This is a genomic window from Bradyrhizobium sp. LB13.1 (assembly GCF_054056815.1).
The window spans coordinates 6,812,113-6,824,227 of the sequence record NZ_JBSRYQ010000001.1 but is presented as its reverse complement, the minus strand read 5'-3'; the positions used below and the strand labels follow the sequence as shown (position 1 = coordinate 6,824,227).

Here is a 12,115-nt window from a genome sequence, read left to right as displayed (position 1 = left end):
ACAGGGGTCGTATGAAACGCTTTGCAAACCTGAAACGCCTGGGGTTTTTCACGCGGCTTCTCGACGAGGCCCCGCCCGCCGACCGATATCGTTTCGCGGCCGAGCAAATCGTGCGCGCCGAGAAGGCGGGCCTGGATTCCGCGTGGATCGCGCAGCATCATTTCCACGAGCGCGAGGGCGGCCTGCCGTCGCCCTTCACTTTCCTCGGTTACGTCGCCGCGCAGACCTCGCGCATCCGCCTCGGCACCGGCATCGTCACCTTGCCGCTGGAGAACGCGGTGCGGGTGGCGGAGGACGCCGCGGTGCTCGATCTGCTCTGCAACGGCCGCTTCGAGCTTGGCGTCGGCACCGGCGGCAACCCGTCGGCCTTTGCCGCGTTCGGCCTCGACAGCGCCCAGCGCAACGAGATCTTTGCCCGCAATCTTCAGGTCGTTCGCACCGCGCTGGTCGGCAAGCCGCTCGACGGCGGCGATACCCTCTATCCGCAGCGGCCGCAATTGGACGGCCGGATCTGGCAGGCGACGTTCTCAGTGGCGGGCGGCGCGCGTGCCGGCAAGGCGGGTGATGGCCTGTTGCTGTCGCGCACGCAGCCGAGGCCCAAGGAAGCGCCGAAGGCAACGCTGGCCGAGATTCAGAACCCGGTCATCGATGCCTATCTCGAAGCGCTGCCGCCGGGACGCGAGCCCCGCATCATGGCCTCGCGCAGCGTCTTCGTCGCCGACGACCGGACTGAAGCGATGCGCCTTGCCGATATCGGGCTGCGGCGCGCCCTGCCGCAATTCCTCAAGGGCGGCCACGCCAAGCCGGGCGAGACGCTGGAGGAGATGATCACCGCGTTCGACACACATGTCGGCGCGGCCGACGACGTTATCGCCTCACTGCGCACCGACGCCACGCTGGAGCGGGTGACCGACCTGGTGTTCCAGGCGCATTCGGTCGATGCGCCGCACCCCCATATCCTGCGTTCGATCGAGCTGGTCGCGGAGAAAGTCGCGCCGGCTCTGGGCTGGACGCGGACGGCGCCCGATGTCGCGCTGGCAGGTTAGTCGGAATGAACAGAGTAGCGTTGTACGAGGCTAAATGATGGGTACGAAAGATATCATCGACACGCTCGCCGGGATCGAACCGGATTCGTCCCTCGACGCCATTCGCGGGCGTCGCATGCAGGCACGCGACAACGCGCAGAAGAGCTATCTCTCGCTGTTCGAGCCGATCGACGCCGGCGATTTTTCGCTGCTGGAGCGCGCGGCGGTCGCACTCTTCGTGATCGGTCTTCACCGCGAGCCCGATGTGGCCGGCTTCTATCGGACGAAGCTCGCGGCGACCGCCGACGGAGCCCGCCTGGTGGAAGCGGTCGATGTCGAAATCGCCCGGGGCGAGACCTCCGGCCCGTATGGCGCTTTTCCCGCTGGCCCGCTGTCGGTCGAGAACAAGGCCGGCCTGATCTACCGCGTCAGCGCGGAGCGCAAGCCCGATCTCGGCACCCGGCTCGTTGCCGCGTTTGAGCATGCGCATCTGCTGGTGTTCCGCCCGCGCGATGCCGCGTCAGCCGACATGAAGGCGCTGCTCGCCGCCGGCTGGTCGAGCACCGGCATCGTCACGTTCTCTCAGCTCGTCGCGTTCCTGTCGTTTCAGGTGCGCGTCGTCACCGGACTGCGCGTGCTCGGTGCCTCGCTTGGGCACACCGCGAACGCCGGCGCGTAGGAGGCTGCATCATGAGCGCTGCAAACAATGTCAATCCGCCCGTCGTCTTCACCCAGGATGAACTGGGCTGGGTGTCGTGGATCGATCCGCTGCCCGAAGCCGAGCTGACCGAGCGGCACTTCGCCGGCCTGGTCGATCGCTCCCGTTCCAAGTCTGAGTATTTCCGCCTGCTGGTGCGCGATCCCGAGGTGCTGGAAGCCCGCACCAAGACCGACAAGGACATCTTCTACAACGTCGCCGACGGCCTGCCGCGCGCTGAGCGCGAGCTCGCGGCGGCTGCGACTTCGCGCTACAACGGCTGCATTTACTGCGCATCCGTGCATGCGCGTTTCGCCAGCACCTATTCCAAACGCCGCGACGATTTGCAGCGCCTGCTCGACGAAGGCGTCGGCGCCGATCTCGGCGAGCGATGGAATGCGGTCGTCAAGGCCTCGGTGGCGCTGGCTGCGACGCCGATCGCGTTCGGCCCTGACAATATCGATGAGCTGCGCCGTGCCGGCCTCGACCATGCGGAAATCGTCGACGTCATCAACGGCGCGTCGTTCTTCAACTGGGCCAACCGGCTGATGCTGTCGCTCGGCGAGCCCTCGAAATAACCAATCTCACCGGCATAGAAATTGCTGCTTGTTTCAACATTAAGTGGATGGAGCCGTGCATGAGCAACATCGATCGTCGTACCCTGGTCAGGGGCTCGCTTGCCGCCATGATGGCGGGAGCAGCCTTCTCGCGCGCCGCCTTCGCGCAATCGTCCGAGCCGATCCTGCTCGGCGTCAGCGGTCCGCTGACCGGGCCAAACGCGCAATATGGCACGCAGTGGAAGCAGGGCTTTGATCTCGCGCTCGACGAGATCCAGTCAGCGGGCAACATCAACGGCCGCAAGCTCGCCTACAGTTTCGAAGACAGCCAGAGCGACCCGCGCCAGTCGGTGGCGATCGCCCAGAAATTCGTCTCCGATCCCAGGATCGTCATGGAGCTCGGCGACTTCTCCAGTCCCGCCTCGATGGCAGCCTCGCCGATCTATCAGCGCGGCGGGCTGGTGCAGTTCGGCTTCACCAACTCGCATCCCGATTTCACCAAGGGCGGCGACTTCATGTGGAGCACCTCGGTCAGCCAGGCCGACGAGCAGCCGCTGCTGGCGGCCTATGCCGTGAAACGTCTCGGCCTGAAGAAGCTCGCGGTGCTGCACCTCAACACCGATTGGGGCCGCACCAGCCGCGATTATTTCGTCAAGGCCGCGAAGGAGCACGGCGCCGAAATCGCCGTCACCGAAGGCTACATCGCGGAGGAGCGCGACTTCCGCTCCACGCTGGTGCGCGTCCGTGACGCCAATCCAGATGGACTGATCCTGATCTCCTATTATTCCGACGGTGCGCTGATCGCGCGCCAGGCGCGCCAGGTCGGGCTGAAGCAGGTGATCTGCGCCGCGAGCTCGGTCTACTCGCCGAAATTCCTGGAGCTCGGCGGCGAGGCGGTCGAGGACGTCCATGTCGGCACGCGCTATTTTCCGGAAGACCCGCGCCCCGAGGTGCAGAAATTCATTACGGGCTTCAAGAAGAAGTACAACGGGCTCGAACCCGACGCGTTCAACGCCTACGCCTATGACGCGATGAACATGGCGGCCGCCGTCGTCAAGATCGGCGGCGCCGACCGGCGCGCCATCCGCGACGCCTTTGCGAAAGTGAAGGACGTATCGAGCGTGATCTTCGGGAAGGCCACCTTCGACGTCGAGAGCCGGCGCGTCAAGGGCGCCATGAATGCCGAGCTCGTCGTGCGCAAGGGCCAGTTCGCGCTCTGGGACGGCAAGCCGACCTGAGGGGATCTCCTGCGTGTCTTCCTGGCTCGACTACACGATCAACGGGCTGATCGTCGGTAACGTCTACGCCCTCGTTGCGGTCGGGCTCGCGCTGATCTTCGGCGTCAGCCGGCTGATCAACTTTGCGCAAGGCTCGATCTACCTCGTCGGCGCCTATATCGGCTGGGTCGCGGTGGTGCAGCTGCATACGCCGCTGCCGCTCACCATCATCCTGGTCGCGGCGGCGGCGGCGCTGGTCGGGTTGATCATCGAACGGTTCGGCCTGCGCCCGCTGCAGAACTCGGTGCGCATCGCGCCGCTGCTGGCGACGATCGGCATCAGCTTCGTGCTCGACCAGCTCGTGATGCTGACCTTCTCGCCCAATCCGCGCGCGCTGCCGAGCCAGCTGCCGGATGTTCGCTTCCAGATCGGCGGCGGCACGATCGGCCCGCTTGATCTGCTCATCGCCGGTGTCGGCATCACCAGCGCGCTACTGCTGTTCGTGTTCCTGCGCTATAGCAAGCTTGGCTGGGCGGTGCGTGCCACCGCGCAGGACCGCGACGCCGCGATGCAGATGGGCGTCGACGTCAACCGGGTCAATCAGGCCGTATTCGGCATCGCGGCTGCGCTTGGCGGCGTCTCCGGTCTATTGGTTGGCATGTACTATAACCAGATCGATACCGCGATGAGCCTGCAGGCGACGCTCAAGGGCGTTGTTGCCGAAGTCGTCGGCGGCGCCGGCAATGTGCCCGGTGCGGTGATCGGCAGCCTGTTGCTCGGACTGGTCGAGAGCTACGGCGTCGCCGTGTTCGGCACCAGCTACCGCAATCTCTTCGCCTTCCTGCTGCTCGTCGTGGTGCTCGTGCTGCGCCCGAACGGCCTGTTCGCGAGCGCACGGCAGGCGCCGCCCGAGCCGCTCACCGGCACGTTCATTGCGCCGAGCCGCCCCGTTCGCATCCCGCGCTGGGTTCTGCTGGTCGCCACCGGCATCTTCGCGGTCCTGCCGTTCTTTCCGGTGTCTTTCTACGTGCTCCAAACCCTGATCAACGCCTGGCTGCTCGGCATGCTCGCGCTCAGCCTCACGCTGGTGGCGGGCACGATCGGCCAGGTCTCGCTCGGACATGCCGCGCTGCTGGCGATCGGCGCCTACACCTCCGCGCTGCTGTCGCTCACGTTCGCCGTCCCGGTCGGTCTCGCCATCATCGGCGGCGGCCTGATGAGCGCCGCGCTCGGCACGGCGCTGATCTCGCCGTCGTTCCGCCTGCGCGGGCATTACGTGTCGATCGCGACGCTCGCCATCGGCGAGATCGTGTCGCTGGTGATCCTGAACTGGGAAAGCGTCACGCGCGGTCCGATCGGCATCTCCGGCATCCCGCCGCTGTCGCTGTTCGGCTATGAGTTGGTCAGCCCGATTTCGATCTATTGGTTCAGCTTCATCGTGATGGTCGTACTGGCGCTCCTGCAGGGACGCCTGCTCGGCTCGCATCTCGGCCGCAGTTTTCGCGCCATTCGCGACGACGACATCGCCGCGCGCGCCTATGGCCTCAGCCTGAACCGCTACAAGTCGCTCGCCTTCATCTTCGGCGGCTTCGCGGCCGGCGTCAGCGGCGGCATCGCCGCGCATCTCTATTCCTACATCAACCACGAGACCTTCAACACGCAGCAATCCATTCTGGCGCTGACCGTGGTGATCCTCGGCGGCCTCGGCAATGTCGTCGGCGCGATTCTCGGGGCGGTCGCGCTGGTCGGCCTGCCGGAAGTGTTCCGGATCGCGGCCGAGTATCGCATCCTGATCTACGGCATCGTGCTGCTGCTGCTCGTGCGGTTCAGGCCGCAGGGCCTGTTGGGGACGATGTGATGGCGGAGCAGCACACGACCATGCTGTCCCTGCGCGGGCTGACGCGGCGCTTCGGCGGCCTGACCGCCGTCGATGCCGTCGATCTCGACCTCGCCAAGGGCGAGCTGATCAGCATCATCGGCCCGAACGGTGCCGGCAAGACGACATTGTTCAATCTCGTGACCGGGCTCGATCGGCCGGACGCCGGCACAGTTCACTTCGAAGGTCAGGACATCACGGGTCTTTCGCCGGAGCGGCTGGCCGCCGAAGGCATCGCGCGCACGTTCCAGCTCGGCCGCGTCTTCGGCAATCTCAGCGTCATGGACAACGTGTTGATCGGCGCCCACACGCGGCTGCGTGCGGTCAAGCCCGCCGTGCCGCTGATCGGCCCGCTGCTGGAGTTGGGATTGGCATTGCTGCGGCCGGCCAGCGTCAAGGCCGAGGAAGAGCGGCTGCGCGAGGAGGTGAAAGCCATCCTCGCGCGCTTCGGCGAGCGCCTGCTGCCGCGGATCGACCAGCCGGCCTACAGCCTCTCCTACGCCAACCGCCGCCGCGTCGAGATCGCCCGCGCGCTCGCGCTGAAGCCGCGCCTGCTGCTGCTGGACGAGCCGACCGCCGGCATGAACCCGACCGAGACCGCGGAGATGCAGGGCCTCGTTGCCGAACTCAAAGGCGAGGGCCTGACCATCCTCCTGATCGAGCACAAGCTGGAAATGGTGATGCGCCTCTCCGACCGCGTCATCGTCATGGACGAAGGCAAGAAGATCGCGGAAGGGCCGGGCGAGCAGGTGCGCAAAGATCCCAAGGTGATCGAGGCCTATCTCGGCCACGGCCTGACGACGGAGCAGGAGAGCGCGGCATGACGAACTCGCCTCCTGATGCGCTGCTCGCGCTGACCAACGTCAACAGCTTCTACGGCCAGGCCCAGGTGCATTTCGACCTGTCGATCAGTGTTCCGCGCGGCCACATCGTCTGCCTGCTCGGCGGCAACGCCAGCGGCAAATCCACGACGATGAAGATCATCCTCGGCCTGGTGAAGCCGCGTTCCGGTGACGTGATTTTCGACGGCGCCTCGCTGCTGGGACTGACCACGCCGCAGATCGTCCGCCGCGGCATCGCCTCGGTGCCGGAGGCGCGGCGGCTGTTCGCGGACATGAGCGTGCGCGAAAACATCCTGATGGGCGCCTTCGTGCGCAACGACCGCGATGCGATCGCGCAGGATCTCGACAAGATGCTCACCCTGTTCCCGAAGCTCGGGCAGCGGCTGTCGCAGCGCGCCGGTTCGCTCTCGGGCGGCGAGCAGCAGATGGTTGCGATGGCGCGCGCGCTGATGAGCCGTCCCAGGATGATCGTGATGGACGAGCCCACCATGGGCCTGTCGCCGCTTTACGTGGATCGCGTGCTGGAGCTGATCCGTGCCATCAACCAGGAAGGCGTCTCGGTCTTCATGGTCGAGCAGAATGCCAGCCTCGCGCTCGAGATCGCGCACGAGGCCTATGTGCTCCAGACCGGCAAGATCGTGCTGTCCGGCTCGGCCCGTGCGCTGAAGGACGACCCCCGCATCCGCGACGCCTATCTCGGCGGCTCCGAGGCTGCCTAGCATCTCGGCCTGCATGGTTCGAGACGCCCGCCGTTGGCGGGCTCCTCACCATGAGGATTTGGCATCTCGCAGCGAAACAAGACCTCATCCTGAGGAGCCCGCGCAGCGGGCGTCTCGAAGGAAGGCCACAAGCATTCCTGCAAAGCGGCTCCCCTGAATTGCACTGGTCAGTATGACCATCTTATGAAAAGATCATACCGCCCATGCGATGGGCGTGCAGCGGACGGATTGATTGTCGTGACGAGATGGTCTTTGCGGGCGGTCGAGCCCGGAATGGTGCTGCTGTTCGGCGGGTTGATCGCCGCCAATGTCGCGGCGTGGGTCTGGGCTTTCGCGGCGTTCGGCGACCGGCCGACGGTGATGGCGACCGCGCTGCTGGCATGGGTGTTCGGCCTGCGCCACGCCGTCGATGCCGACCACATCGCCGCCATCGACAATGTCGTGCGCAAGCTGATGCAGGCCGGCGGCGCGCCGCGCAGCGCCGGTCTCTATTTCGCGCTCGGCCATTCCACCATCGTGGTGGTCGCGACCATGCTGCTCGCGCTCGGCGTCGTGAGCCTCGGTGTCGGGAGCCTTGGCGGCGACGGCCTGCTCAGGGAGATCGGCGGCTTCATCGGCACGTCGGTCTCCGCGTTGTTTTTGCTGCTGATCGCGGCCATCAATCTCGTCATCTTCGTAGGCCTGTGGCGGACGTTTCGCGAAGCGCGGGAGCAGGGCATTCACGACGCCGAGGGCCTCGACGCCCTGCTTGTCAATCGCGGCCTTCTGGCGCGGCTGCTCGGCCCGATGTTTCGCCTGGTGACAAAGCCCTGGCACATGTACCCGCTCGGCTTTTTGTTCGGGCTCGGCTTCGACACCGCAACCGAAATCGGCCTGCTCAGCATCTCCGCCGGCGAAGCCGCGCGCGGCGCGTCGCCCGTCGATGTTCTCGTCTTCCCCGCGCTGTTCGCGTCGGGCATGGCGCTGGTCGACACCGCCGACTCCGCGCTGATGGTGAGCGCCTATCGCTGGGCCTTCGTCGATCCCCTGCGAAAGCTCTGGTACAATCTCACGATCACCGGCGCCTCCGTGGCGGTGGCGCTGTTGATCGGCGGCATCGAGGCGCTCGGGCTGATCGCGGATCGCCTTGGTCTCTCTGGCGGCGTTTGGGCGCTGGTCGACGCACTCAACGACTCGCTCGCAAATGTCGGCTTCGCCGTGATCGCGCTGTTCGCGATCGCCTGGCTCGTCTCGGTCGTGCTATATCGGCGGATGTTTGCGCTCGGCTGCGCCACCGCGCCAAAAGTGCTGCAACGCGCCGATGCCACCGAGGCGGTCTGAGCCCGGCCGATGCTACGGCGCGCTGACGGCATTTTCGGCCTTGGTGCTGCTCGCGGATGGCGGCGACGCTTTCGCGCAGAACGCGGGCACCTCGCGCGAACTGCCGCCGGTCCAGGTCAGCGGCGGCGAAACGAGACCTCACAAGAAACCCGCCTTAGCGCGACGAGCCGGCAAACCGGTCCGCTCGAACGACCGCATCGTTGTCGATCCGACAGCAACACAAGCACCGAACGCGCGCAGCGTCGCCTCAGGCGTCAAGGGCCCGCCCGGCATGGCAAGCGAGATCACCGTCTCCGGCGAGGAGATCAACGCACGCCCTTTCGCACGGCCGGGCGAAGCGCTCGAAGCCGTGCCGGGGCTGATCGTGACCCAGCATTCCGGCGAGGGCAAAGCCAACCAGTATTTTCTGCGCGGCTATAATCTCGACCACGGCACCGATCTCGCCATCACGGTGGATGGCATCCCCGTCAACATGCGTACGCACGCGCATGGCCAGGGCTATGCGGACCTGAACTGGCTGATCCCGGAAACTATTGCCGCGATCGACGTACGCAAGGGGCCGTACTTCGCCGACGAGGGCGATTTCGCCTCGGTCGGCAGCGTTCACATCGGCTTGATCGACCGCACCAAGGGTCTTGCGCAGGTGACCGCCGGCAGCTTCGGCTATCACCGTTTGCTCGGCATGGACTCAGCGAAGGTCGGTGACGGTTCGCTGCTCGTCGCGGGCGAACTCGGCACCTATAACGGCCCGTGGGACAATCCGGACAATGCCCGCAAGCTCAACGGCCTCGTGCGTTACAGCCAAGGCACCGCGACCGAGGGCGTGTCCGTCACCGGCATGGCCTATGCGAACAAATGGAATTCGACCGACCAGGTGCCACAGCGCGCGATCGCGACCGGCCTGCTCGACCGGTTCGGCTCGGAGGATCCAAGCGACGGCGGCAACACCAATCGCTTCGCGCTCTCGGCCCGCGTGGCGCAGAGTGACGATGTGGGGTTGTGGAAAGCCAACGCCTATGTCGTGAAGAGCCAACTCGATCTCTTCAACAACTTCACCTACTTTCTGAGCAATCCCGTGCTGGGCGACCAGTTCCACCAGCACGACGACCGCCTGATGGCCGGCGCCAACATCTCGCGCACGCTGGACGGCTCGTTCGCGGGGCTGCCGATGCAGACCACCATCGGCCTGCAATCCCGCTATGATGCGATCGATCTTGCGCTGACCAACAATTTTCAGCGCGGCTTCGTCTCCAACGTCCGCAGTGACAAGGTCGGCGAGGGCAGTGTCGGTCTCTTCGGCGAAAACACCGTGCGCTGGACCGACTGGCTCCGGACCACAATTGGCTTGCGCGGCGATTACTACGCCACCGACGTCACATCGCTGTTCAACGTAAACAATTCCGGCCGCGCCGATTCCACGCTCGGCAGCCCGAAATTCAGGATGGTGCTTGGTCCGTTCAACCAGACCGAATTCTTCCTCGGCGCCGGCTACGGCATGCATTCCAACGACGCTCGCGGCGCGACCACGACCGAAGACCCGAGTGATCCTGCCACAAGGCTCACGCCCTCGCCGCTGCTGGTCCGCACGCGTGGCGCGGAAATTGGTGTTCGCAGCAAAGTCGTTCCCGGCCTCGACGCGTCGCTCAGCATCTTCATCCTCGACCAGGATTCCGAGATTTTGTTTTCCGGCGATGCCGGCGATACCTCGGCGACCCGCGCCAGCCGCCGCTACGGCTTTGAGTGGACCAATCATTATCGCCCGCGATCGTGGATCGACATCGATGCCGACGTCGCGATGACGCATGCGCGCTTTGTGTCGCGGCACTGACAGCGAGCAGGCGGGGGTCTACGCCTCCCTTGCCGGCTATCCCGAGGCGCAGTTCGGCAACGCGCCCGGCAATTACATTCCGAATGCGCCGGCGATGGTGGCCTCGGCCGGCATCACGCTCGGCGAGAAGACGGGCTGGTTCGGGTCCTTGCGCTGGCGCTATCTCGCGTCGAGCCCGCTGACGGAAGACAATGCGTTTCGCTCGGCCGCGACCAGCATCTTCAACGGACGCCTCGGCTATCGCATCGACAATGGCTGGCGCCTTCAGCTCGACGTGCTCAATCTCTTCAACACGCAGGCGAACCAGATCACTTATGCCTATGGTTCGCTGCTCACGACCGACACGCTGTACAATCTCTGCACGTCAGGCACCGCGCCGGCGGCAGTCTGCCAGAACGGTGTGATGGATTATGTGCTGCACCCCGTCGAGCCGCTGACGTTCCGCCTGACTGTGGCGGGAGCGTTCTAGGCCGAAGCCGCGCTCGCGACCTGCTCCACGGGCAGATCGTCGGCATTGGGATCGCCAGGCGCGGTGGCCCAGGCCAGTTCCACCAGCGTCACGAACCTGCGGCCGGCCCCATCGAGCTGGCAGACGATCAGGCCCTGCTCCTCCATGTAGCCGAGCAGGCGCTGCGCCCGGCGCAGTGAATGCGAGCCATAGGCGCGGGCAATGGCGGCGTCGCCCGGGCACGGCCAGCCTTCTTTCGCTGCGCGCGCGATCATCATGAACACGCCCTGCATGTCGTCGGGCAGGATCGAAGCGCGCAGCGTGACATCCTGCCAGGCATCGTCGCCAGCGAGATCGGCGCCGAGCCCGGCGCGCGCATGCGTCAGCATGCGGCGGAATTCGTGGAGGTCAGGCACGGCCGCGCCGAGCCCCTCGATGCGGCAGCGGACGACGAACTCCTGATAGAGCACGCCGACCGCGCGGAAACCGGCATCAGGCGCGGCGAGCACGGCGCGCAAGGTGCGGTCGACGCGCTGGCGCCGCTCGGCGAGCTCCTCGGCACTGACCGGCACCTCGATCATTTCGGGGCGAATCTCCGGTGCCGCAGCCTTCGCGGCGCGGAGCTGTTCGAGCAGATCAGGCGCGGGCCGGCGCTGCGGCCGGCTGGCATCGGGCGGCGGCGCGGCCAGGATCACGGCGCGCATATTTTCGAGTGTGGTTTCAGGCATCGGCATCAGCCGCGGGGTGGAATTGCGCGGCTGGGTTTCGGTCGCGCCGATATTCAAACGCAGTGGCCGGCGCGACAAGGCCGGGCCGAGTGCCATGAACTGTCCGCGCTCGAGATCGCGGAAGGATTCGGCCTGCCGCCGCTCCATGCCGAGCAGATCGGCGGCGCGCGCCATGTCGATGTCGAGGAAGGTGCGGCCCATCAGGAAGTTGGACGCTTCCGCCGCGACGTTCTTGGCGAGCTTTGCCAGCCGCTGGGTTGCGATGATGCCGGCCAGCCCACGCTTGCGGCCGCGGCACATCAGATTGGTCATCGCACCGAGCGACAATTTTCGCGCTTCGTCCGAGACTTCGCCCGCCACCGCAGGCGCAAACAGCTGCGCCTCGTCGACGACCACCAGCATCGGATACCAATGGTCCCGGTCCACGTCGAACAGCCCGCCGAGGAAGGCGGCGGCGCGCCGCATCTGGTTCTCGGCATCCAGCCCTTCGAGATTGAGCACGGTGGAGACGCGATGCAGCCGCGCGCGCTCGCCGGCAACCTGAAGGCCGCGCTCGGTGTGATCCTCGGCCTCGATCACGAGATGGCCGAAATGCTCGGCCAGCGAGACGAAATCGCCTTCGGGATCGATGATGGCTTGCTGCACCCAGGGCGCGCTTTGCTCCAGCAGCCGCCGCAGCAGATGTGATTTGCCGGAACCCGAATTGCCCTGCACCAGGAGACGGGTCGCCAGCAGTTCCTCGAGGTCCATGGCCGCCGCGGCGCCTGCCGTGGTCTGCCCCATCTCGATCGCAACCGTCATGCCCGACTCAAGTCCCCATCATTCGCGGACAGGGGCTTATCAACCCGCTCGCGGCGC

At 66.0% G+C, this 12,115-nt stretch carries 9 protein-coding genes and 1 pseudogene; 9 read left to right on the top strand and 1 reads right to left on the bottom strand.

All coding sequences use genetic code 11. The features are described from left to right. The first annotated feature begins 11 nt into the window (after positions 1-11). The 9 genes and pseudogenes from ACVWYI_RS32960 to ACVWYI_RS32920 all read left to right on the top strand — a co-directional run bounded on the left by ACVWYI_RS32960 (position 12) and on the right by ACVWYI_RS32920 (position 10,550). The gene (locus tag ACVWYI_RS32960; RefSeq protein ID WP_247348414.1) at positions 12-1,046 is read left to right on the top strand and encodes a putative FMN-dependent luciferase-like monooxygenase; all 1,035 of its coding nucleotides are present in this window, start codon (positions 12-14) and stop codon (positions 1,044-1,046) included. A gap of 37 nt (positions 1,047-1,083) precedes the next feature. Next, a complete protein-coding gene (locus ACVWYI_RS32955) occupies positions 1,084-1,704 on the top strand; it encodes a CMD domain protein (RefSeq protein WP_247348496.1) in 621 nt (206 codons plus the stop codon). 11 nt (positions 1,705-1,715) lie between these two features. After that, positions 1,716-2,300, top strand: coding sequence for an alkylhydroperoxidase domain protein (locus ACVWYI_RS32950; RefSeq protein ID WP_247348409.1), 585 nt, complete (start codon positions 1,716-1,718; stop codon positions 2,298-2,300). Positions 2,301-2,359: 59 nt separating this feature from the next. Beyond that, positions 2,360-3,517: an ABC transporter substrate-binding protein gene (locus ACVWYI_RS32945; protein ID WP_247348407.1), complete on the top strand. Its 1,158-nt coding sequence runs from the start codon at positions 2,360-2,362 to the stop codon at positions 3,515-3,517. A 13-nt stretch (positions 3,518-3,530) separates the two neighbouring features. Continuing rightward, a complete protein-coding gene (locus ACVWYI_RS32940) occupies positions 3,531-5,354 on the top strand; it encodes an ABC transporter permease (RefSeq protein ID WP_247348404.1) in 1,824 nt (607 codons plus the stop codon). Then, on the top strand, positions 5,354-6,196 hold the full coding sequence (locus tag ACVWYI_RS32935; protein WP_247348401.1) for an ABC transporter ATP-binding protein: 843 nt from the start codon (positions 5,354-5,356) through the stop codon (positions 6,194-6,196). The genes ACVWYI_RS32940 and ACVWYI_RS32935 overlap by 1 nt, the downstream gene beginning before the upstream one ends. Then, the gene (locus ACVWYI_RS32930) at positions 6,193-6,933 is read left to right on the top strand and encodes an ABC transporter ATP-binding protein (protein WP_247348399.1); all 741 of its coding nucleotides are present in this window, start codon (positions 6,193-6,195) and stop codon (positions 6,931-6,933) included. Before ACVWYI_RS32935 ends, ACVWYI_RS32930 begins: the two co-directional genes overlap by 4 nt. Before the next feature lie 273 nt (positions 6,934-7,206). Further along, the gene (locus ACVWYI_RS32925; protein WP_247348494.1) at positions 7,207-8,253 is read left to right on the top strand and encodes a HoxN/HupN/NixA family nickel/cobalt transporter; all 1,047 of its coding nucleotides are present in this window, start codon (positions 7,207-7,209) and stop codon (positions 8,251-8,253) included. Then, positions 8,234-10,550: pseudogene (locus tag ACVWYI_RS32920) on the top strand (TonB-dependent receptor). Before ACVWYI_RS32925 ends, ACVWYI_RS32920 begins: the two are co-directional and overlap by 20 nt. Here ACVWYI_RS32920 and ACVWYI_RS32915 read toward each other — a convergent pair. After that, positions 10,547-12,058, bottom strand: coding sequence for an ATP-binding protein (locus ACVWYI_RS32915; RefSeq protein ID WP_247344720.1), 1,512 nt, complete (start codon positions 12,056-12,058; stop codon positions 10,547-10,549). The pseudogene ACVWYI_RS32920 and the gene ACVWYI_RS32915 sit on opposite strands and share 4 nt — an antisense overlap. Positions 12,059-12,115 lie beyond the last annotated feature (57 nt).